Origin of the sequence: Nonomuraea sp. B10E15 (genome assembly GCF_039871615.1) — a bacterium.
Lineage (GTDB): Bacteria > Actinomycetota > Actinomycetes > Streptosporangiales > Streptosporangiaceae > Nonomuraea.
In genome coordinates, this window is sequence record NZ_JBDPMB010000009.1 from 78339 (window position 1) to 99075 (window position 20737).

Annotated in this window: 22 protein-coding genes and 1 tRNA gene; 12 read left to right on the forward strand and 11 right to left on the reverse strand. The window is 69.9% G+C overall.

What is annotated here, in order from left to right; translation table 11 throughout:
- Positions 1-59 precede the first annotated feature (59 nt).
- The 7 genes from ABGB14_RS24955 to ABGB14_RS24985 all read left to right on the forward strand — a co-directional run bounded on the left by ABGB14_RS24955 (position 60) and on the right by ABGB14_RS24985 (position 4822).
- Positions 60-1376, forward strand: coding sequence for an NAD(P)/FAD-dependent oxidoreductase (locus ABGB14_RS24955; RefSeq protein WP_347646245.1), 1317 nt, complete (start codon positions 60-62; stop codon positions 1374-1376).
- Positions 1377-1456: 80 nt separating this feature from the next.
- Complete coding sequence (locus ABGB14_RS24960; protein WP_132597469.1) at positions 1457-1969, forward strand: ACT domain-containing protein; 513 nt, start codon at positions 1457-1459, stop codon at positions 1967-1969.
- A gap of 29 nt (positions 1970-1998) precedes the next feature.
- Positions 1999-2493: a peptide deformylase gene (locus ABGB14_RS24965; protein ID WP_347646246.1), complete on the forward strand. Its 495-nt coding sequence runs from the start codon at positions 1999-2001 to the stop codon at positions 2491-2493.
- Between the two features lie 49 nt (positions 2494-2542).
- A tRNA-Leu gene (locus tag ABGB14_RS24970) sits at positions 2543-2615 on the forward strand.
- A 544-nt stretch (positions 2616-3159) separates the two neighbouring features.
- Positions 3160-3951, forward strand: a complete 792-nt coding sequence (locus ABGB14_RS24975) for a Bax inhibitor-1/YccA family protein (protein ID WP_347646247.1) — start codon at positions 3160-3162, stop codon at positions 3949-3951.
- Between the two features lie 176 nt (positions 3952-4127).
- Complete coding sequence (locus ABGB14_RS24980; RefSeq protein WP_347624108.1) at positions 4128-4361, forward strand: DUF4287 domain-containing protein; 234 nt, start codon at positions 4128-4130, stop codon at positions 4359-4361.
- Between the two features lie 53 nt (positions 4362-4414).
- Positions 4415-4822, forward strand: coding sequence for a PPOX class F420-dependent oxidoreductase (locus ABGB14_RS24985; RefSeq protein WP_347646248.1), 408 nt, complete (start codon positions 4415-4417; stop codon positions 4820-4822).
- A gap of 167 nt (positions 4823-4989) precedes the next feature.
- Here ABGB14_RS24985 and ABGB14_RS24990 read toward each other — a convergent pair whose 3' ends face one another.
- From ABGB14_RS24990 to ABGB14_RS25000, 3 genes are all read right to left on the reverse strand, one after another.
- Positions 4990-6207: an acetyl-CoA C-acetyltransferase gene (locus ABGB14_RS24990; protein WP_347646249.1), complete on the reverse strand. Its 1218-nt coding sequence runs from the start codon at positions 6205-6207 to the stop codon at positions 4990-4992.
- Between the two features lie 71 nt (positions 6208-6278).
- Positions 6279-7610: a PQQ-binding-like beta-propeller repeat protein gene (locus tag ABGB14_RS24995; RefSeq protein WP_347646250.1), complete on the reverse strand. Its 1332-nt coding sequence runs from the start codon at positions 7608-7610 to the stop codon at positions 6279-6281.
- 71 nt (positions 7611-7681) lie between these two features.
- On the reverse strand, positions 7682-8665 hold the full coding sequence (locus ABGB14_RS25000) for an SGNH/GDSL hydrolase family protein (RefSeq protein ID WP_347646251.1): 984 nt from the start codon (positions 8663-8665) through the stop codon (positions 7682-7684).
- A gap of 128 nt (positions 8666-8793) precedes the next feature.
- Between ABGB14_RS25000 and ABGB14_RS25005 the strand changes: the two genes are divergently transcribed.
- Positions 8794-10164, forward strand: coding sequence for a cystathionine beta-synthase (locus tag ABGB14_RS25005; RefSeq protein ID WP_347646252.1), 1371 nt, complete (start codon positions 8794-8796; stop codon positions 10162-10164).
- Positions 10165-10319: 155 nt separating this feature from the next.
- On the opposite strand, the gene ABGB14_RS25010 is transcribed toward ABGB14_RS25005, so the two are convergent.
- The gene (locus tag ABGB14_RS25010; protein WP_347646253.1) at positions 10320-11462 is read right to left on the reverse strand and encodes a histidine kinase; all 1143 of its coding nucleotides are present in this window, start codon (positions 11460-11462) and stop codon (positions 10320-10322) included.
- Between the two features lie 135 nt (positions 11463-11597).
- Between ABGB14_RS25010 and ABGB14_RS25015 the strand changes: the two genes are divergently transcribed.
- Both ABGB14_RS25015 and ABGB14_RS25020 read left to right on the forward strand, forming a co-directional pair.
- Entirely contained in the window at positions 11598-11792 is a 195-nt protein-coding gene (locus tag ABGB14_RS25015) for a hypothetical protein (RefSeq protein WP_347624100.1), read from the forward strand.
- Between the two features lie 127 nt (positions 11793-11919).
- The gene (locus ABGB14_RS25020; RefSeq protein ID WP_347646254.1) at positions 11920-13059 is read left to right on the forward strand and encodes a cystathionine gamma-synthase; all 1140 of its coding nucleotides are present in this window, start codon (positions 11920-11922) and stop codon (positions 13057-13059) included.
- A gap of 81 nt (positions 13060-13140) precedes the next feature.
- Here ABGB14_RS25020 and ABGB14_RS25025 read toward each other — a convergent pair whose 3' ends face one another.
- Complete coding sequence (locus ABGB14_RS25025; RefSeq protein ID WP_347646255.1) at positions 13141-13929, reverse strand: oxidoreductase; 789 nt, start codon at positions 13927-13929, stop codon at positions 13141-13143.
- A gap of 110 nt (positions 13930-14039) precedes the next feature.
- Here ABGB14_RS25025 and ABGB14_RS25030 point away from each other — a divergent pair, with 110 nt between their 5' ends.
- Positions 14040-14639, forward strand: coding sequence for a helix-turn-helix domain-containing protein (locus ABGB14_RS25030; RefSeq protein ID WP_347646256.1), 600 nt, complete (start codon positions 14040-14042; stop codon positions 14637-14639).
- Between the two features lie 166 nt (positions 14640-14805).
- Here the strand turns inward: ABGB14_RS25030 and ABGB14_RS25035 are convergent, their stop codons facing one another.
- Both ABGB14_RS25035 and ABGB14_RS25040 read right to left on the reverse strand, forming a co-directional pair.
- Positions 14806-15237 (reverse strand): hypothetical protein, encoded by a 432-nt coding sequence (locus tag ABGB14_RS25035; RefSeq protein ID WP_347646257.1) that lies wholly within the window; start codon positions 15235-15237, stop codon positions 14806-14808.
- 10 nt (positions 15238-15247) lie between these two features.
- Positions 15248-15370 carry a hypothetical protein gene (locus tag ABGB14_RS25040; protein WP_347646258.1) on the reverse strand — a complete coding sequence of 41 codons (123 nt, stop codon included), beginning with the start codon at positions 15368-15370 and terminating at the stop codon, positions 15248-15250.
- 139 nt (positions 15371-15509) lie between these two features.
- Here ABGB14_RS25040 and ABGB14_RS25045 point away from each other — a divergent pair, with 139 nt between their 5' ends.
- Entirely contained in the window at positions 15510-15932 is a 423-nt protein-coding gene (locus tag ABGB14_RS25045; RefSeq protein ID WP_347646259.1) for a DUF6292 family protein, read from the forward strand.
- Positions 15933-16000: 68 nt separating this feature from the next.
- Here ABGB14_RS25045 and ABGB14_RS25050 read toward each other — a convergent pair whose 3' ends face one another.
- From ABGB14_RS25050 to ABGB14_RS25065, 4 genes are all read right to left on the reverse strand, one after another.
- Positions 16001-16471: a GNAT family protein gene (locus tag ABGB14_RS25050; protein WP_347646260.1), complete on the reverse strand. Its 471-nt coding sequence runs from the start codon at positions 16469-16471 to the stop codon at positions 16001-16003.
- 32 nt (positions 16472-16503) lie between these two features.
- Positions 16504-18498 (reverse strand): hypothetical protein, encoded by a 1995-nt coding sequence (locus ABGB14_RS25055; protein ID WP_347646261.1) that lies wholly within the window; start codon positions 18496-18498, stop codon positions 16504-16506.
- Positions 18499-18528: 30 nt separating this feature from the next.
- Entirely contained in the window at positions 18529-19275 is a 747-nt protein-coding gene (locus ABGB14_RS25060) for a hypothetical protein (protein ID WP_347646262.1), read from the reverse strand.
- 62 nt (positions 19276-19337) lie between these two features.
- The gene (locus ABGB14_RS25065; RefSeq protein ID WP_347646263.1) at positions 19338-20729 is read right to left on the reverse strand and encodes a sigma 54-interacting transcriptional regulator; all 1392 of its coding nucleotides are present in this window, start codon (positions 20727-20729) and stop codon (positions 19338-19340) included.
- Between the last annotated feature and the right edge of the window lie 8 nt (positions 20730-20737).

A 20737-nucleotide genomic window follows, 5' to 3' on the forward strand; every position in this document is an offset into this window, starting at 1 on the left:
ATCCTTGGCGTAGGCTTGTGAATGCTTTCACAAGCACTCCATGAGGGATGTGGCTCAGGATGAACCAGCACATTCTTATCGTCGGCGGAGGATACGTCGGCCTCTACACGGCGCTCCGGCTGCAGCGCAAACTCCACCGTGAGCTGCGCAGCGGCGAGGCGCGCATCACGATCATCGATCCGCAGTCCTACATGACCTACCAGCCGTTCCTGCCCGAGGCGGCGGCCGGCAACCTGTCCCCCCGGCACATGGTCGCGCCGCTGCGGCGCGTGCTGCCGAAGGTGCACATCCTCAACGGCACGGTCACCAAGGTCGACCACGCCGAGCGCACCGCCACCTTCCAGCCCGCCGAGGGCGAGCCGCGCCAGGTGGCCTACGACGTGATCGTCATGGCCGCCGGGTCGATCTCCCGCACGCTGCCCATCCCCGGGCTGACCGACATCGGCATCGGGTTCAAGACCGTGGGCGAGGCCATCGCGCTGCGCAACCGCGTGCTGCACCTGCTCGACGTGGCCGAGTCGGCCGACGACCCCGAGGTGCGGCGCAGGGCGCTCACGTTCGTCGTGGTCGGCGCGGGCTTCGCGGGCGTGGAGGCGCTGGCCGAGCTGGAGGACATGGCCAAGCACTCGACGCGCTACTACCGCAACATCAGGCCGTCGGACCTGCGCTGGGTGCTCGTCGAGGCCACCGACCGGGTGCTGCCCGAGGTCGGCCCCGAGATGGGCAGGTGGACCCTGGAGCAACTGCGCGAGCGCGGCATCGACGTCCGGCTCGAGACCCGCCTGGAGTCGTGCGAGGGCGGCCACGTGGTGCTCTCCGACGGCTCGGAGTTCGACGCCGAGACCCTCGTGTGGACGGCGGGCGTCAAGCCGAGCACGGTGGTCAACGACAGCGACCTGCCGCTCGACGAGCGCGGCCGGATCAAGGCCACGACCATGCTGACCGTCGCGGGCACGGAAGGCGCGTTCGCGGCCGGCGACGCGGCCGGGGTGCCCGACGTGACCAACCCCGGCCAGTACTGCGCGCCGAACGCCCAGCACGCCGTGCGCCAGGCCAAGGTGCTGGCCGACAACATCGTGCGGTACCTGCGCGGGCAGCACCTGGCGGAATATCGCCACAAGTACGTCGGATCGGTCGCGGGGCTGGGCCTGCACCAGGGCGTCGCGAACGTCTATGGCGTCAAGCTTCGCGGATTCCCTGCATGGTTCATGCACCGCACTTACCATCTGTCGCGGGTGCCGACGCTGAACCGCAAGGTCCGCGTCGTCGTCGACTGGACCCTGGCCCTGTTCTTCAAGCGGGAGACGATCTCGCTGGGTGAGATGGAGCACCCGCGAGACGGCTTCAGGGCCGCAGTGGCGACGACTCGCCGCTAGCCCGGGAACGGCAGCGCCCCGGTGAGCCTCGCCGGGGCGTGCGGCGCCCCTTGTCGCATGAGCGGAAGGGGGAACCACGGGTGGGGCTCTCAGCGGTGACCGTGCTCGGAGTGGACCGGCCCGGCGTGATCGCCGCGGTCACCGGTTCGCTCGCCGACTGCGGGGCGAACATCCAGGACTCGACCATGACGCTGCTCGGCGGCCACGTGGCGATGATGTTGCTCGTGTCGGGAGAGGTGGACGCGGCCGAGCTCAGCAAGCGCCTGTGCGCGCCCGACCTCGTGGTGACCGCCTCGGCGATCGAGGCGCGCCGCCACTTCTGCGACGACGGCGGCGGCCTCGGCTACGTGCTGACCGTCCACGGCCCCGACAGGCCCGGCATCATCTCCGCCATCAGCGCCGTGCTCGCGGCCGACGGAGGCAACATCACCGGCATGAGCACCCGGCTCACCGGGCGGCTCTACGTGCTGATCGCCGACGTCGAGCTGCCGAAGGAGGTGGACGTGGCGGCGCTCATGCGCAGGCTCGCCGCGGTCGGCGCCGGACTCGACTCCGAGATAACGTTTCGACCCGTCGAACCGGATCTGTTGTGACCCGGCCGGCGGACGGAAAGCACCGCGAGGTGATCGACGCCCCGCACCCGTTGCTGTCCACCCCCGCCGAGCCGGTGGACCCGACCGCCCCCGAGGTCGTGGCCGCCGCCGCCGATCTGCGGGCCACCCTGCGCCACGAGCCCTCCATGACCGGCCTGGCAGCCCCCCAGATCGGCCTGAGCTGGCGGCTGATCGCCTTTGACGCCGGGCGCCACCCCAGGAGCCGGTCGTGCGCCGGAGAGGTCGTCATGGCCAATCCACGGCTCGCGACGGCCGCCCGCTGGAACCACCTGCGCGAGGGGTGCGTGTCCGTCCCCGGGGTCACCGCCGACGTACGTCGTGCGACGCGCATCACCGTACATGGGCATTTGCCAGGCACGGGCGAGCCGGTCACCATCGAGGCGGATGCCGTGGAAGCCCGTTGCATTCAGCACCAACTGGACCATCTGGACGGTCTACTCTTCTTGGACAGAGTGGTGGGAGCACTATCACTTCACCGCAGTCATCACAGTTGTGACGCCTGATACGAAGTTGTGCTCCTCGGAAGCATGGTCCGTTTCGTATGATTGCGGCGCCCCCGTAGCCCAATGGCAGAGGCAAACCCCTTAAAAGGGTTGACGTGCGGGTTCGAATCCCGCCGGGGGCACCTGCCATCTTTCGCCGCCTTTAGGGCTCTGACCTGGAGGTTTGCTGCGATCGTCGAACGGACCCCTTCGACCGTTTCCCGGCTGATATCGACTTGTTATGGAGTTGTCGCGTTCTGGGTGCTTCATCGCTGGTGGAGGCCCTGTCCTGGGGTGGGTGGCCCCGTCCGCGGACCGGAGTCCGCGTTTGCCTCCCTGGAAAACTATCCGGGCCGCCGCGACCATATTGACAAACGGGCCGCCTTCTGCTTTCCCGGGCTGCCGGAGTTTCTTAGTGTGAATGGTTGACTACGGAATACAACCGCTCGCCCTTTTCCCGTTGGAAAAACTCATCACGCACCGGAAGGGCTCCGTCACGCACCCTCGCGGGAAGGCCCCCGCCGGCCGGGCCGGGATGATCTCGGCGGCTCGTGACCGACCTCGGGAACTTGGCGCCGGAGACGTTCGTTGTCAACGCTGCCGAAGTCCCGAACCAACATCGATCTGACGCGTCAGTTGACCAAGGTGCCGCCAGGCCCCGTAGGCTCGGCGTCACAGGAGGCAGCGATGGAGAGCAAGAACCCCGTATTCAGCAGGTCGCGGCAGCAGGCCGCGGGCTGGGGCGGACCGACCCCGTCCCCCGACCAGTTGCAGAACATGTACGACGCCCCGTCGTACGCACCGCCGGCCAGGCCCGCACACCGGACCATGACCCTCGATGACGTCGTGGTGCGCGGGTTCCTCACGCTCGGGGTGCTCGTCCTGGCCGCGGCCGCGGCCTGGGTCCTCAACGTCCCGCCCATGGTCGCCATCGGCGCGGCCGTCATCGCGCTGATCATCGGTCTGATCGCCTCGTTCACGATGAGCACCAACCCGGCGCTCATCCTGGCCTACGCGGTGTTCGAGGGCATCTTCCTCGGCAAGATCAGCGCCGTGTTCGAGGGCGCCATCAGCGGCATCGTGCTCCAAGCCGTGCTGGGCACGGCATTCGCTTTCGGCGCGGTGCTGACGGTCTATTCGTTGCGCATCGTCCGCGTCACGCCCAAGCTCGTGAAGTTCGGCATCGCCGCCGCCATCGCGGCCATCGGCCTGCTGCTCGTCAACCTGCTCGTCGGCCTGTTCAACGACGGCGGCCTTGGCCTGCGCACCGACAGCCCGATCGGCTGGGCCTTCAGCATCGTCATGATCCTGATCGGCTGCTTCTTCCTGCTCCTCGACTTCGACGCGATCGAGCAGGGCGTCAAGCAGGGCGCCCCGGAGAAGTTCGCCTGGCAGTGCGTGTTCGGGCTGACGCTCAGCCTGGTGTGGATCTACCTCGAGGTGCTGCGGTTCGTCAGCTACTTCAGCAGCAGCGACTGATCGTTCGTCCCCGCGTCATCCGGGAGGGCTCCGCCGTTCAGGCGGGGCCCTCTCTGCGTACCTGTGTGCGACCGAAAATCTACCCGCCGTCACAAAATGATGCCTGACTCAGGGCTTGCCATTCGCACGCTGGTGTTGCAGTGTCAACGAAAGGAACCTTATCCGCGGAGGTGCCCATGTCCTTGAACCACTCACCGGAGACGCAGACGAAGCTGATCGCAAGGGTCCCGACCATAACGGGACGCGAACTCCCAGAGTGGTTCCAAGCCATCGACAACGGCCCGAGCTTCCTCAGATGCGACGAGCGGGCCAACTGGCTCGCCGACGAGCACGGGCTGACCCACGGCTACGCCGCCGCGATCGTCCACGAGCACGAGCGGCACCGCCGTAACCGCATGGGCTTTGTCTAAGCCCTACCATCCTCGCGCCCGTGTGCTGCACACGGGCGCGTCATCATGAGGGGATGGACGTCGACAAGGCACTGGCCTTTCTCCGCACCCATCATCACGCCATCCTCCTCACCAGGCACCGCGACGGGCGCCCGCAGATGTCGCCGGTCGTGGCCGGCGTTCAGGACGGCCACGTCGTCATCAGCACCAGGGAGACGGCGGCCAAGGTGCACAACGCCCGCCGCGATCCCAGCGTCTCGCTGTGCGCCTTCACGGACCGTTTCTACGGCGAGTGGATCCAGGTGGACGGCACGGCCGAGATCATCTCGCTGCCCGAGGCCATGGACCACCTGGTCGCCTACTATCGCGACATCTCGGGCGAGCACCCCGACTGGGACGACTACCGCGCCGCCATGACCCGCGAACGCCGCGTCATCCTCCGCATCGCCCCCACCCACGCCGGCCCGGATCGCCACGGCTAGACCACGGCCCAGAGCCGGCCCAGAGTCGGCCCAGAGTCGGCCACGGCGACCGGGCGACGGGGGCTCGCGTCACGGCGGGCCACCGTCGCCCGGTCAGCGGCCGTTTCCCGGGAGGGGGCCGGCCACGTGCGGCGGTTGGAGAACCGCCGCCTGCCGTACTGGCTGGATCAGGACAGTCGCTCCAGGACCATCGCCATGCCCTGCCCGCCACCCACGCACATGGTCTCGAGCCCGATGCTCTTGTCGTGGTGCTGCAGGCTGTTGATCAGCGTGGACGTGATCCGGGCCCCCGTCATCCCGAACGGATGCCCCACGGCGATGGCCCCGCCGTTGACGTTGAGCCGGTCGAGGTCGATGCCGAGGTCGCGGTACGACGGGATCACCTGCGCGGCGAATGCCTCGTTGATCTCCACCAGGTCGATGTCGTCGATCGCCATCCCCGCCCTGGACAGCGCCTGCTTCGAGGCCTCCACCGGCCCGAGGCCCATGATCTCCGGCGACAGCCCGGTGACCCCGGTGGACACGATCCTGGCCAGCGGCGTGATGCCGAGCTCGGCCGCCTTGACGTCGCTCATCACGACGACGGCGGCGGCCCCGTCGTTGAGCGGGCAGCAGTTGCCCGCCGTGACGGTGCCGTCAGGACGGAACACCGGCGCCAGGGTCGAGACCTTCTCGTAGGTGGTGCCGGGTCGCGGGCCGTCGTCCTTGCCGACCACGGTGCCGTCCGGCAGGGTCACGGGCGTGATGTCCTTCTGCCAGAACCCGTCGGCCAGCGCCTTCTCGGCGAGGTTCTGCGAGCGTACGCCGAACTCGTCCTGGTCCTGACGGGTGACCCCCTTGAGCTGGGCGAGGTTCTCGGCCGTCTGCCCCATCGCGATGTAGATGTCGGGCACCTCGCCGTCCTCGCGCGGGTCGTGCCACTCGCGCCCGCCCTCGGCGAACGCTTTCGTACGGGCCAGCGCGTCGGTGAAGACCGGGCTCTGGGTGTCGGGCAGCGAGTCGGAGTTGCCCTTGGTGAAGCGCGAGACGGTCTCGACCCCGGCGGACACGAACACGTCGCCCTCGCCCGCCTTGATCGCGTGGAAGGCCATCCTGGTGGTCTGCAGGGAGGAGGAGCAGTAGCGCGTCACGGTGGTGCCGGGCACGTTGTCGAGCCCGAGCATCACCGCCACCACCCGGGCCATGTTGAACCCCTGCTCGCCGCCGGGCAGCCCGCACCCGAGCATGATGTCGTCGATGGACGCGGGCTCGAGCTGGGGCACCTTGGCCAGCGCCGCCTGGATCATCTGCACGGTCAGGTCGTCGGGCCGGATCTCCTTGAGCGAGCCCTTGAAGGCTCGTCCGATGGGCGAACGCGCGGTTGCGACGATGACTGCCTCGGGCATGGCTCCTCCTTTGTCGGCGCTAATAGTAGAACTATATTCCAGTTCTACGCGCAAGCCCCGAGTGGCCCCCGTTATCCGTACATTCCTGGAGCCGTGGCGGTGTGGTCGTTCACGGCGTGGATCGTCCCCTTCTCGTCGCGCCACAACCGCCACCCGTCCTGGCTGCCCGTGAACCAGGCCGGTGGCGCGGGCGCGGGCGAGACCCGCTTGCCGGTGCCGAGGTCGTACTGGCAGATGGCGGCCGTCGAGTAGAAGCCCGGCGCCTGCCCGCGCAAGGTCAGCGGCTTGGGGTCGGTGACGCAGAACGACCACCCCCGCTGCTCCTCCACGGGCACCTGCTTGCCGGTGACGAGGTCGAAGGCCGAGCCCTTGGCGTTGTGCTGGAGGAAGCCGAGTTTGTCCATCTCGTCGGGGAAGGCCAGCCACCAGCCGGAGCCGGGCACGTCGGCCGCCGTGATCTGGCCGACCACCCGCCCCGTCTCGGAGTCGAGCCGGGCGAAGCCGCCGTAGGCGCCCTGGCGGTCGACCGGCCGGACGACCGGGGCGTAGCCGGGGTTGCCGCTGGGATAGACGCGCACCACCGAGGGCCGCATCCAGTTGATCGTCCCGTCGCTGATCTCGATCGAGAACAGGCCGAACGTGGAGATCTTCTTGGTCTGCGGGTTGGTGTAGGGGGCGACGTAGCCGACGAGGTTGCCGCCGGTCGAGCCGAACGCCCACCCGCCCGACATGTCGATGCCGGGGCCGAGCGCCTGCTCGATCGGCTGCTGCCACTGGAGCTTGCCGGTCTTGAGCTCGTACGACTCGACCATGGGGTTGGCCGACAGCCTGAGCAGCAGGACCCGGCGCCCGTCCGACCACTCCACCTCGGCGATGCCGGGCAGCTTCCACAGCTGTTTGCCCGTGGCCGGGTCGAGCACCACCATGCGGGCCTTGGCCAGGGCGGTGTGCTCGGACAGGCAGATGTAGGGGCCGCAGCGCTGAGGCCCGAACGTCGAGTGCACCGGCCTGGTCCACTTGCGCACCCCGGAGAAGGCGTCGCGGGCGACGAGGGTCGCGTTCCAGCTGCCCTTCTTGGCGGGGTCGAGCGCGACGACCACGCTCTGGCCCTCGGAGGTCTCCACGACCGCGGGCGTGGAGACGCCCATGCCGGGCAGGCGGCCGGCCATCGTGGCCGGGTAGGCCCACAGGCGCTTGCCGTCGCGCAGGCCGATGGCGACGGTTTCGAGCGCGCCGTCGGACTTCAGCGACGTGGTCGCGACGACCCCGCCGCCCGCCGCCATCCGGCTGACGGCGTTGACGTCGGTGTTGTGCCAGGTCGGGAAGCTCGTCGTGGCCGCGTCGCTGCCGGAGCATGCGGTCGCGGCGAGGATTCCCGCGAGGGCGATAGACGATTTCCACAAGGGCCGGAGCACAGGCAATTCACTCCAAAATGGACGGAGAGTGACGGCTCTGGCTCGGAGGGTGACCGCGGTCAGGCGTCGTTGAGCGGCTCGCCGAGCCGCCGGCGGAACAACGTCACCCACTTGCCGTGCAGGCCCGTCGCCCGCCCGTCGACCCGGGTCGCGGTGACCTCGGTGCCGGGCTCCTCCGCGGCCGTAGCCGCCGCAAGGTAAATCGGTTGCAGTGCTTCGCCACGTGCGGGTGTGGGTTCAGGCCACAGTCCCAACGCAGCGCACACTGACGGTAGCACCGCGTAAGCGGCCTGTGCGTAACCTTGGTCAGATGGATGGAATCGATCCGGTCCGAACATTTCCGTCGGATTTGTCGCGAACTCCGGCCCCAGGACGTCGGCGAACGCCACCGTACGGCCGCCCGTGTCCACCACCGCCACCGTCTGCGCCGCCGCGAGCTGCCTGCTCCACCGTCGCGTCACCCAGCGCAGCGGCTGCGCGATCGGCCGCACCGTGCCGAGGTCGGGGCACGTGCCCACGACCACCTCCGCGCCCGCGTCCCGCAGCCGCCGCACGGCCTTGGTCAGATGGCGTACGGCCACCGCGGGCGGCGTCTGCGTGATGATGTCGTTCGCCCCCACGAAGATCACCGCCACGTCGGGGCCCATGGCCAGGGCGGCGTCGACCTGCTCGCCCAGCTCGGCCGACGGGGTGCCCGACTTGCCGGCCACGAGAAGGCGCACCGGCCGCTCCGCCACCGCGGCCAGGCCGTTCGCCAGCATGACGCCGGGGGTGTGGCTGGGCCCGCTCACCCCGAGCCCCACGGAGGTGGAGTCGCCGAGCATGGCCAGGTTGAGCGGCACGCCGGGGAAGTCGCCGTACGTGCCGTCGGAGACCGGGCCGTCCAGGCCGTGCGGCTGCCCGATGACCCTGCGGGCGAGCAACCCCTCGGCGATCAGCAGTCCGTATGCCGTGGCTCCCAGGGCGGTCAGCCCGCCACCTCCGAGAGCCGCCGCCGTCGCGATCTTCCGCGCCGCGCGCGCCACGCCAGCTGCCCACACCACGTACGTGACCTCCCTGGTCGAACTCGGCGGTAGCGTTTGCTTGAAAACTAGCTGAGGCCCCGCCACCCCCTTGGGACCTCGGCCCCAGGCAAGCTGATCAAGCTTCGGCAAAGAAGGTGAACACCTCGGTGCGCGTTTACGATTCCCTGGTCGACCTGATGGGGAACACTCCGCTCGTCCGGCTGCACAAAGTCACCGCGGGGTTGCCCGCCCAGGTGGTCGCGAAGGTCGAATACTTCAATCCCGGCGGTTCGGTCAAGGACCGCATCGCGGCACGCATGATCGAAGCCGCCGAAGCGTCCGGCGAGCTGCGTCCCGGAGGCGTCATCGTCGAGCCGACGTCCGGCAACACCGGCGTGGGCCTGGCCATCGTGGCGCAGCAGAAGGGTTACCGGTGCCTGTTCGTGGTGCCCGACAAGGTGGCCCAGGACAAGATCTCCGTGCTGCGCGCCTACGGGGCCGAGGTCGTCGTCTGCCCGACCGCCGTCTCGCCCGACCACCCCGACTCCTACTACTCGGTCTCCGACCGGCTGGCCCGCGAGGTGCCCAACGCCTGGAAGCCGAACCAGTACACCAACATCAACAACCCCGACTCCCACTACCACTCGACGGGCCCCGAGATCTGGGAGCAGACCGACGGCCGGGTCACCCACTTCGTGGCCGGCATCGGCACCGGGGGCACGATCAGCGGCACGGGCCGCTACCTCAAGGAGGTCTCCGGCGGCCGGGTGAAGATCATCGGAGCCGACCCCGAGGGGTCGGTCTACTCGGGCGGGTCCGGGCGCCCCTACCTCGTCGAGGGGGTCGGGGAGGACATCTGGCCGGCCACGTACGACACCAAGATCTGTGACGAGATCATCGCGGTCACCGACAAGGAGTCGTTCAACATGACCCGCAGGCTCGCCCGCGAGGAAGGGCTGCTGGTCGGCGGCTCCTGCGGGATGGCCGTGGTGGCGGCGCTGCGGGTGGCGGCCACCGCCGCGCCCGACGACGTGATCGTCGTGCTGCTGCCCGACGGCGGCCGCGGCTACCTGTCCAAGATCTTCAACGACGACTGGATGGCCGACTACGGCTTCCTGACCACCACGTCCGACGAAGGGCTGGTCGGCGACGTGCTGGCGCGTAAGGGGGCGGGGCTGCCTGAGTTCGTGCACGCGCACCCGTACGAGTCGGTCAGCACGGTCATCGCGATCATGCGCGAATACTCGGTGTCGCAGCTTCCCGTGATGAAGGAGGAGCCGCCGGTCATGGCGGCCGAAGTGGTGGGCTCCATCGTCGAACGCGATCTCCTCGAAGCCCTCTATCACGGCAGGATCTCCTCCGACGACACGATCGCCGATCACATGTCAGCGCCGCTACCCACGATCGGCAGCGGTGAACCTGTGGCGCGTGCGGTCGAAGCGCTGGAGAAGGCCGATGCGGCCGTTGTGCTGGAAGACGGCAAGCCCGCCGGCCTGATCACCAGGCACGACCTGCTCGCCTTCCTCGCCAACCACTGACCCCCTTTCCCCAGGCCGCCGCCGGACGGCGGCCTGGGGGAGGGCCGTCAGGGCTACCCGATCGACCCGGTCGCGGTGCTGAAGCCCTCGTCGCCGCGCCCCTCCGCGTCGGCCCGGTCGAACAACGCGCCCTGCGGCACGGCGCTTCGGACTGCTCAGGGCAGCGCGAACTCGGCGATCACTTCCCAGGCCCCCTCGGGCGACGGGCCCGCATAGAGCCTGCCGCCCAGAGCCTCGACCCGCTCGGCCATCCCGACCAGCCCGAACCCGCCGCCGAGGCGGGCGACCCGGGGATCCGAGGCCGCACCGAAGTTGCGCACCCGCAACGTCACGACCTTCGCGTGCCGCCGTAAGTCGGCCTCCACCCAGGCGGCGCGGGATGCGTGCTTGCGCACGTTCGTGAGTGCCTCCTGCAGCACCCGGTGCAGGGTGGTCATCACCTCGGGAGGCAGCGTACGATCGTCGATCCCCTGGCCGATCTCGAACGCCACCTTCGGCCCGTCGGAGGAGAACTTCTCCGTCAGCATGCGCAGGTCGGCCAGCGTGACGCCGGGCTTGCGGGACGGGTCGTCCTCCGCGCGCAGCACCGTCACCATGCGCCGCATCGAGGTCAGCGCCTCCGAACCGGCCGTGGCGATCGCGTCCAGCGCGGGCGTCACCGCCTCGGGGCTGGTCCGGGCGACCGTCCTGGCGGCCTGGGCCTGGACGACGATGCCCGTGATGTAGTGGGCGACCAGGTCGTGCAGCTCCCTGGCCAGCTCCAGGCGTTCGGCCCTGCGTACCGAGTGGACCGCCTCCACGCGGCGCTCCTGCTGGAAGCGGAGGTAGCCGCCGACGCCGGCGGCCATCGACCAGGCCGCGAACAGCAGGAACGAGAACACCAGCCCCGAGCTGTTGTAGTCGCGCCCGATGGACTCCGACATCAGGACGACCAACCCCGCGCACGCCAGGGCCGCGGCCCGCCGCACCGGCTCCACGTGTCGCAGCGCGCCGATGAGCAGGATGAGCAGCGACCCGGTCTCCGCCATGCCGGGCACGCCCGCGAGCCCGGTGCCGCCGATCGCCAGCGAGGCGCAGAACGACGTGGCCAGCATGACGCAGAAGCCGCGCAGGCGGTGGCGGCGCCGCAGCACCACGGCCGCCGTGCCCACCGCGCCGCAGACGGGCACCAGCCACTGGACTCCACCGATGGAGTAGGCGAGCGCCAGGTCGATCAGCCACATCATGCCGAGCCAGCCGAGCATCGCCAGCTCACTCAGCCGGCGGACCCAGTACACGACGCGCTTGGAATCCCCCACGCCCCGAGCCTAAGCCGCAAGTCGGACAGGTCGTATCAGCCGTTCGGCCGAGGAGCCGCGTACGAGACCAGCCCTTGAGCTGAGGCGGAAACCGGGCCCTTCGCCGATGCTGGAGAGGTCGGAAGGGGACAGGAAATGGTGGCCATCGGGTTCGCGCTGCTGGGTATCGGGCTGGTCGTCGGGGTGCTGCTCGCCCTGGCCGACCCCGTGCTGCTCTCCCGCATCAACGGGGAGCACGCGGAGGGCGGCAGCGGCCGCTTCATCAAGGCGGACGTGGTACGGCTCCCGCCCCGGTCAGGCGGGGACCGTCAGGAACCGAGGGCCGCCTGACCATCCGTGGCTCGCGCGGGCATGGTGCGCGAGCCTCGACGGGAGCCCCTGAGGGGCGGCGTCCCGTCGGCGGCCCGTGATCCGGAGGGGAACGGATCGCGGGCCGACTTCCGTTAACGTGGCCTGTATGAGCAACGGTTTTGAGACCCTGGCCATCCACGCAGGTCAGGAGCCCGACCCGCTGACCGGCGCGGTCGTGCCGCCGATCTACGCCACGTCCACCTACAAGCAGGACGGCGTGGGCGGCCTGCGTTCGGGATATGAGTACAGCCGCTCCGCCAACCCCACGAGGACCGCGCTCGAAGAGGCGCTGGCGGCGGTGGAAGGCGGGGCGCGCGGGCTCGCGTTCGCCTCGGGTCTGGCCGCCGAGGACACCCTGCTGCGCGCGGTCTGCAAGCCGCAGGACCATGTGATCATCCCCAACGACGCCTACGGCGGCACCTACCGGCTGTTCGCCAAGGTCAACGAGCGCTGGGACCTCCACTACGACCCGGTCCCGCTGCACGACCTCGACGCGGTGGCCGCCGCCATGACACAGAAGACGAAGATCGTCTGGGTCGAGACGCCCACCAACCCGCTGCTCGGCATCGCCGACATCGCCGCGCTGGCGCAGCTGGCCCATGACAACGGCTCGCTGCTGGTGGTCGACAACACCTTCGCCTCGCCCTACCTGCAGCAGCCGCTGTCGCTCGGCGCCGACGTCGTCGTGCACTCGACCACGAAATACGTCGGCGGCCACTCCGACGTGGTCGGCGGCGCGCTGATCGCGGCCGACAGAGGGCTCGGCGAGGAGCTCGCCTACCACCAGAACGCGATCGGCGCCGTGGCCGGGCCGTTCGACGCCTGGCTGACGCTGCGCGGGCTCAAGACCCTCGGCGTGCGCATGGACCGCCACTGCGACAACGCCGAACGCATCGTCCACCTGCTGCTCGCCCACCCGCGCGTCACCAGCGTGCTCTACCCGGGCCTGCCCGAGCACGCCGGGCACGAGGTGGCGGTGAAACAGATGAAGAGGTTCGGGGGCATGGTGTCGTTCCGCGTCGCCGGAGGCGAGGCGGAGGCCGTGGCGGTGTGCGACAGGGCCAAGCTGTTCACGCTGGGGGAGTCGCTCGGCGGCGTGGAGTCGCTCATCGAGCACCCCGGCAGGATGACCCACGCCTCGGCCGCCGGGTCGCCGCTCGAGGTGCCCGCCGACCTGGTGCGGCTCTCGGTCGGCATCGAGACCGTCGACGACCTGCTGGCCGACCTCACCCAGGCGCTCGGCTAGCCCCACTCACCTGAACCCAGGTGCCCGGCCGGCTCCTGCGCTACCGTCCCTGGGCGCGCGACGTCGAGCCGGCTGGGCGGTTCAGGCCGTCTTGACGACGCCGCCGTCGACGATGTAGTCGGTGCCGGTGACGCTGACGGCGTGGGGTGAGGCCAGCCAGGTGACGAGCGTGGCGATCTCTTCGGGTTCGATGAACCTGCCGGTCGTCACGCCGGTGGCGGCCGGCAGTGCGGCCAGGAACTGCTCCAGCTCCATGCCGTTCAAGCCGGCGAGCAACTCGCCGTACCCGCCCGGCGCCTCCCACATGGGGGTGCGGACGGCGCCGGGGGAGATGGTGTTGATCCGCACGCCCTGAGGGCCGACCTCCTCGGCCAGTGCCTTGCCGAACGCGGTGAGCGCCGCCTTGGCCGTCGAGTACGGCATCGGTCCGGCGCCCGGCATCCTGGCGGACACGGAGGAGATGTTGATCACGTTGCCGCGCCGCCGCAGCAGGCTGGGCAGAGCGGCGCGGGTGGCGCGTACGGCACTGAAGAGGTTCAGGTCGTACGAGTGCTGCCAGAGGTCGTCGCTCATGGCCACGAGCCCGCCGGCGATGTCGGGGGTCGCCTCGCCGCCGCCGACGTTGTTGACCAGCAGGTCGATCTCGCCCAGCTCGGCCAGCGCCTGCGCGATCACTTCGCCGGGCCCGTGAGCGGTGGACAGGTCGGCCGTCACGGCGGCCGCGCCGGTCTCCTTGAGCTCCGAGCTGATCGTGCGTGCCGCCGCGACGACCCGCATGCCCTCGCCCGTCAGCGCTCGCACGATCGCCAGGCCGAGGCCCTTGCTCGCCCCGGTCACGACGGCTGTCTTGCCGGTGAGTTGCATGTCCATGACATCTCCCCTTTACGAATCGCATCAATACTGATGCAAACGAGCCTATGACTTGCATCAGAATGTTGCAAGTATATGGATAACCAGGGCGATGTCGTATCCTTCGGGGCGTGAGTGAGAGGACCAGGGCGTTGCGCTCCGACGCCGAACGCACGGTGCGGACGATCCTGGAGGCCGCGGAGCGGGTGTTCGCCGAGGATCCGGCGGCGAGCATGGAGCAGATCGCCGAGGCCGCGGGCGTGGCGCGCACGACCGTGCACCGGCGCTTCGCCTCCCGTGAGGCGCTGCTGGAGGCGCTGGCCGCGGTGGCGGCCCGCGAGTTCGCCGCGGCCGTGGACGCCGCCCATCCCGAGACCACCCCGCCGCTGGTCGCGCTCTACCAGGTCACGGTCAACGTGCTGCGGGTCAAGCGGCAGTGGCCGTTCGCGCTCGACCTGACCGGACCGGAGGGCGGCGAGCCGGACTGCACGCATGCCGAAGTGGAGCAGAGGTGCGACCATCTCCTCCGAAGGGCCCAGGAAAGCGGGGTGCTGCGTGCCGACGCCGATCTCGCCTGGGCCAAATGGATCTTCTACGCGCTGATCGGGGTGGCGGCGCGGATCCGCGAGTGCGAGCCCGACGTCGCCGCCACCCGCGTGGTCGACACCCTGCTGTGCGGCGTCGGCACCGGCCAGGGCCTGATCAGGACAGGGTCACAGCCAGGCCAGTGACGCGGCGTAGCGGAGACCGGCAAGGCCGGCGATCCGGGCCATCCGGCCGCGCTGTGGCCCGCGGCCACCGCACGATCTTCTGTCGTTCTCACGAACCCCGAATGATCACGCGGTGGCCGTCGCCAGGTAACCCCAACGCCTCAAGATCGCAAAGGTCGCCGGAGTGCTAGCCGGGCACCACCATCAGGAAGAGGATGACCAGCCAGATCACCGACAGCAGCCCGCTGATGGCGGCGATCCGGCCGTTCTGCACCTTCGCGTCGTCTTCCGTGCCCTCACTGGAGAGCGCGCGGACGGCGGTGCGCAGGTCGCGGTCGATGATGACGAGCAGCACGGCGCCCACGATGAACAACGTCATCGACGCCGTCATGTACCACCGGCCGAGCACCCCGCCACCGAGAACGATGCCGAGGATCAGCCCGAACACGAAGACGCCCAGGCTGCCGAGGCTGTAAACCCTCGTCATGCGCTGGATGTTCTGCAACACGGGCACGTTCTTGTTGCGGATGACGCGCGGAGCGGCCATCGTCGCGGCGGTGATCGGGCCGATCGTGAAGATCGCGAAACCGATGTGCAGCCAGAGAAACAGGGACGACATGCGGGAGAGACTAGTCCCCGGCGATCTCCGCCGGGGACTCGACACTCTCTTCGCCGTCCTCCGCGCAGCGCATGATCAACTCGGTCATCACGATGGCGACGACCATGAGCACGATGAGGAGTCCCGCAATCATGGACGCTCCTCCTTCCCCGTCTGGACCGTAAATATCGTCCGTAATGACTAGACGAGCCTGCAACGGAATAAGTTCAGCGCGGGTATGGTTGGTCACCGTTCGCTTTTTCTTACCGTAAGGGCACAAGGGGGTGCCGTCCGTGGCCATCAGGCATGTCGAGCCGTACAGCGACGAGTGGCTGCAGCAGCCGATCAGCTACGTGCAGCGGGTCATCGACGTGCTGGGATCAGAGGTGGCCGGTTGGTGGGAGGGCCCGTGCGACCCGCGTGACGTCACACTGAAGCTGGCCGACGGAAGCGCGCTGGTCTGGGACGAAGAGAGCGGCTGGCGCCTGGGCACCTTCGTCTCCGGCGGGCCGGGCCTGCGCAGCGAGCTGGCCGGGGTGCGCTATCTGGGCCACGGGCTGCTGCCCAGGCCTGAGCGGGTGCCGTCGGCGCTCAGCGACGCCAGGGCAGGCGTGGGGGCCAGCTCGGCCTGGCGTCCGTGCTACCGCTCCCACCGCAACTGCCGCGACGGGTTCGACGTCGCCCTCGACTTCTACTGCCGTCTCGTCGACGCCTGACCTCGTCGGCCACCGTTCGCCCCGGACGACGGGGCGAACTCGTCGGTCGGGGAGGCGCAGGGTGGCCGTCAGAGCGGCGCCGGCGGGGTGTGGAGGACGAGCAGGATGTGCTCGTCGTCGCCGTGTCTGACCGTGCCCGCGCGCTGGAAACCGTGCTTCTCCAGCAGTCGGACCGAGCCGGTGTTGGCGTGGAAGGGGTCGGCGTGGAGCGGGCGGATGCGCTCCTGGCGCAGGAAGAGCTCCATGGCCCGGCTGCCGATGCCCCGGCCCCAGAACGCCCGGCCGAACCAGTAGCCGATGAAGCGCCTGTCATCCTCCCACCAGGCCACGAGGTTGCCCGCCAGGTCGCCGTCGACGGTGACCGCCTGGACGAAGACCTTCGGGTCGCCGAGGACCCGCGTGGTCCAGTGGCGCATGAACGCCTCCCGCTCCCTGGGCGCGAACCTGGACCGCCGCGCGGCCTCGGCATCGTGCTCGTGGGCCAGGAACACCTCAAGGTCGGCCGTCTCCACGTCGCGCAGGCACACGTCTTCGTTCATGGTCTGCGAGTGTGGCAGAGAGCACCGACAGTTCAGCGGGCCCGGCGCAGCCGGAGGAAGTCGCTGACCACGTATTCGCCCAGCCGCTCGGCGCTGGGGGAGAAGACGCGGCCGCCGTTCCTGCGGGCCACCTCGTCCACGAACTCCTTCAGCCGGTCGTCAGCCGCCAGCATGAAGACGTTGAGGGTGGCCCGCCGCCGGGTCATCTTGTCGACCTCGGAGAGCGTGAGCTCCAGGGTCTCGCTCGACGGCGGCCACTCGAAGGCGGACCTGCCGTTGCGCATCAGGTGCGCGGTGGGCTCACCGTCGGTGACCACCAGCACCACGGGCTCGAAGTCGGGGTGACGGTCGAGGTGGCGGCCGGCGATCAGGAGCGCGTGGTGCAGGTTGGTGCCCTGGACCATGTCCCAGTCGAGGCCCGCCAGCTCGTCGGGCTGCAGCACCCTGGCGTAGTTGGAGAAGCCGATGATCTGTACGGCGTCCTGCGGGAACTTGGAGGCCACCAGCGCCTGGAGGGCCAGCGCCGTCTGCTTGGCGGCGGCCCAGGTGCCGCGCAGGGCCATCGAGTAGGACAGGTCGACGAGCAGGCACACGGCCGCGGCGCTGCGCCGCTCGGTCTCGGCCACCTCGAAGTCGTCCACCGACAACCGCACGGCCGCCCGCCCACCGTCCCGTCCGGCCCGCGCGCTCTCCTGGCCGGTACGGATCGCGACGCCGCCGCTGCGGACGCCGTTGACCAGGGTGCGGACCACGTCGATGGGCTGCTCGTCGCCGAAGCGCCACGGCCGTGACGAGCCGGTGAGCTCGCCGGCCGAGCCCGCGTCGTGCTGGTCGTGGTCGCCACGGCGGCCCGCGTCGAGCGAGGAGAAGACGCGGCGCAGGGCCGTCTCGCCGAGCCGGCGCACCGCCTTCGGGGTGAGCTCCAGCTTGCCGCGCCGGCGCAGGAGGTAGCCCTGCTCCTCCAGCTCGCGTTCGATGCGCTTGAGCGCCTCCAGGTCGTCGACCGCGGAGCGGCCCAGCGCACGGCGTACGGCGGCCTCGTCGATGTCGTCGAGCCGCGCGCCCGGGTAGTCCTGGCGCAGGGCGGTCTCCAGCTGGGTGAGGTCGGCGAGTTCTTCCAGGGCGGTGACGGCGTCGCCCATGCCGAGGGGCTCCTCGCCGGTGAGGCGTTCGGGGGCGTTCCAGGCGAGGTCGGGGCGGCGCGCGTGGAGGGCCTCGCCGAGGCGGCGCATCTGCTCGGAGAGCCCGGCCTGGTCGAGGGTCTGGTTGATGAGGCCGGCGAGCTCTTCGCGCTGGCGGGGCGTCATCGAGGCCAGCATGCGCTGCGTGGCGGCGGCGCGGCGGGCCAGGATGTCGACGAGCTCTTCCAGGTCGCGCGGCTTCTCGGGGAACAGGTCGCCATGCCTGGCCATGAAGGCGTCGAAGTCGGCCTGGGTGTGCTCGCCGCGGGCGTCCTTGTCCAGCATGTCGTTCAGGTCCGACATCATCTGGCGGACGCGTTCCATCGCCTCGGGGTCCGGGTTCGCGAGCGCGTCGCGCAGGCCCCTGAACTGGCTGTCGAGGACCTCCCGCCGCAGCAGGTCACGCAGTTCCTCGAACGTCTGGCGCGCGGCGGCAGAACGCCACTCGTACGTGCTCAGCTCCTGGATGGCGGCGGCGGTGTCCTCGGGCAGCGCGTCGAGCCCCGCCTCCCGCAGCCGCGCCTCGTCGGAGGGATCGGGGAACAGCTCGGCCCGCTCCTGGCCGATGGCCTTGTCCAGCAGCGCCCGTGCCTTCTCCAGCGTGCCGTCGAGCCGCCCCCGCTCGCGCAGGTCACGGCGGCGCCTGCGGACCTGCTTGAGCATGTCGTCGAGGCCCCGGCGGTCCTGCGCGCCGGGCAGACCGCGCTTCAGCAGGTCGCGCAGCGCGTGGACGGGCGTCGAGCCCGACAGGATCGCATCGCCCATCTCGTCGAGCGCCGCCCGCACGTCGTAGGGCGGGGCCAGGGGATCGGGGCCATCGTGGTACTCGCCATAGCGAAAGGCCATCACAGGACCACGCTAACCCCACAAGCGCGGTCACGCGTCCCCGAAAACCTCCCATACCTGGTCGAGGGAGTCGGCTCCGGGGGTGTACTCGATCTTCACCAGCACGGGGTGGCGGAGCGACTTGAGCGCCTTCGTCAGGTCGGCCGGGGTGCAGGGCTTCTTGCCCAGGCCGTTCGCGTCCGCGTTGACCGGCCGGCCCGCGAGCCAGCCGCTACCGCACCGGGCGGTGGTGCGGTAGAAGCTCGTGGCGTACGTGTAGCCCAGCTTGATCTTCTTACCGCCGGACGCGAACACGACGGCGGTGTCGTCGATCCGCTGGATCGTGCCGCGCGCGGAGCGCTGGCCGGGCCGGTCGGCGACCACGAACTCGTTGACCCTGGTGACCTTGCCCCCACGGTGCTCGACGCGCACTGGTACGGGGCCGCGCCCGAGGCCGGTGGACAGGTCGCGGGGCGAGCACCTGGTGCGCCCGAGCCCTTTGCGGTCGACGGCCACCCGGCCCTCGGTCTCCTTCAGGTCGCAGGCGACCGTGATCCGCCCGTAGGCGGCCCTGGAGTAGTCGAGCCTGAGCTCCTTGGCGCCCGGGGTCGCCTTGAGGCGGTAGCCCAGGAAACCCTTCTGCTTCACGAACGAGGCGGATCGGGGCACGATGCGCAGGCGGTCCTGGCCGTCGGACCAGGCGTACCCGTAAACGGTCTTGGTGGTGGCGGCCTCGGCTGGCGCGGCGACGCCGCACAGAACGAGAGTGGCTGCGGTGGCGCAGGCAAGCGGGCGCATGGACGGTCTCCCCCGACGTCGTGAGCTGGTATCACGTAAGACGCGGGAGACCGCCCAGATGTTCACGTCCGGTAGACGGTCACTCCGTCAACGTCTTCCTTGGACAGGCGGCGCATGAGGTAGAGGCCTTCGAGCGCGAACTCCAGGGCCGCCGCCGCATGCCCCGGCGACTCCTCGCCCGCGCCCATGCCCAGCCTCGACATGACCTTCGCCAGCCCGGTGACCGGCCCGATCCGGTGCAGCAACTCCCCGGCGGGGACGAGCTCGCCCGACTCGACCTGGTTGCCCTCGGCGAACTTGTCGGTCACCGGCGACAGGTCCATGCCGCCCAGCCGGTTCCTGAACGTCTCCGCGGTCGCCCTGCGCAGCAGGTGGGCCAGGATCTCGGTCTCCCGGCCCTCCTCGCTGACCTCGAACTCCACCTTGCCCCGCAGGCTGTGCACCACGCAGGCCAGGTCGACCACGCGCGCGACGGCCTGCTCCTCGCCCGCGAGGGCCGCCCTGCGCACCGCCGAGGCCGCCGCGGTCTCGGCGGCCGCGATCGAGAACCGCGCGGACACGCCGGAACGGGCGTCGACCGCGGTCGACTCGCGGACAAGCCTGGTGAACCGGGCGATCACCTCGACCAGGTGCTCGGGGATGTCGGCCCCGATGTCGGGCATGGACTCCTGGCGGATCAGCGTCAGCTCGTCCTCGACCGTCAGCGGGTAGTGGGTGCGGATCTCGGCGCCGAACCGGTCTTTCAGCGGCGTGATGATCCGGCCCCTGTTGGTGTAGTCCTCGGGGTTGGCGCTGGCGATGAGCAGGATGTCGAGCGGCAGCCGCAGGTTGTAGCCGCGCACCTGGACGTCGCGCTCCTCCAGCACGTTGAGCAGCGACACCTGGATGCGCTCGGCCAGGTCGGGCAGCTCGTTGACGGAGAACACGCCGCGGTTGGTGCGCGGGACCAGGCCGTAGTGGACCGTCTCGGGATCGCCGAGCGTGCGCCCCTCGGCGATCTTGATCGGGTCGACGTCGCCGATCAGGTCGCCCACGGAGGTGTCGGGTGTGGCGAGCTTCTCGCCGTAGCGCTCGTCCCGGTGTTTCCACGCGACCGGCAGCTCGTCGCCCAGCTCGCGCGCCAGCGCCTGGCAGCGCGTGCAGGCCGGTGCGTACGGGTGGTCGTTGATCTCGCAGCCCTCGACGACCGGCGTCCACTCGTCGAGCAGCCCGGTGACGGTGCGGATGAGCCGGGTCTTGCCCTGGCCGCGCTCGCCCAGCAGGACCAGGTCGTGGCCGGCCAGCAGGGCCCGTTCGAGGTGGGGGAGCACGGAGTCGTCGAAGCCCACGATGCCGGGGAAGCGGGGCTCACCCGCCCGCAGCTTGGCCAGCAGGTTTTCCCGGACCTCGGCTTTGACGGTGCGATGAACGTGGCCGCTCTCTCGCAACGTGCGGAGAATACGTGGCTGATGCACGGGATCGA

Coding starts and splice junctions, on each gene's coding strand:
- ABGB14_RS25055 (WP_347646261.1), bottom strand. CDS start 18,498: ATGGCCTTTCGCTATGGCGAGTACCACGATGGCCCCGATCCCCTGGCC.
- ABGB14_RS24980 (WP_347624108.1), top strand. CDS start 4,128: ATGTCCTTGAACCACTCACCGGAGACGCAGACGAAGCTGATCGCAAGG.
- ABGB14_RS25020 (WP_347646254.1), top strand. CDS start 11,920: ATGAGCAACGGTTTTGAGACCCTGGCCATCCACGCAGGTCAGGAGCCC.
- ABGB14_RS25035 (WP_347646257.1), bottom strand. CDS start 15,237: ATGTCGTCCCTGTTTCTCTGGCTGCACATCGGTTTCGCGATCTTCACG.
- ABGB14_RS25015 (WP_347624100.1), top strand. CDS start 11,598: ATGGTGGCCATCGGGTTCGCGCTGCTGGGTATCGGGCTGGTCGTCGGG.
- ABGB14_RS24975 (WP_347646247.1), top strand. CDS start 3,160: ATGGAGAGCAAGAACCCCGTATTCAGCAGGTCGCGGCAGCAGGCCGCG.
- ABGB14_RS25050 (WP_347646260.1), bottom strand. CDS start 16,471: ATGAACGAAGACGTGTGCCTGCGCGACGTGGAGACGGCCGACCTTGAG.
- ABGB14_RS24990 (WP_347646249.1), bottom strand. CDS start 6,207: ATGCCCGAGGCAGTCATCGTCGCAACCGCGCGTTCGCCCATCGGACGA.
- ABGB14_RS24985 (WP_347646248.1), top strand. CDS start 4,415: ATGGACGTCGACAAGGCACTGGCCTTTCTCCGCACCCATCATCACGCC.
- ABGB14_RS25040 (WP_347646258.1), bottom strand. CDS start 15,370: ATGATTGCGGGACTCCTCATCGTGCTCATGGTCGTCGCCATCGTGATG.
- ABGB14_RS25060 (WP_347646262.1), bottom strand. CDS start 19,275: ATGCGCCCGCTTGCCTGCGCCACCGCAGCCACTCTCGTTCTGTGCGGC.
- ABGB14_RS24955 (WP_347646245.1), top strand. CDS start 60: ATGAACCAGCACATTCTTATCGTCGGCGGAGGATACGTCGGCCTCTAC.
- ABGB14_RS25025 (WP_347646255.1), bottom strand. CDS start 13,929: ATGGACATGCAACTCACCGGCAAGACAGCCGTCGTGACCGGGGCGAGC.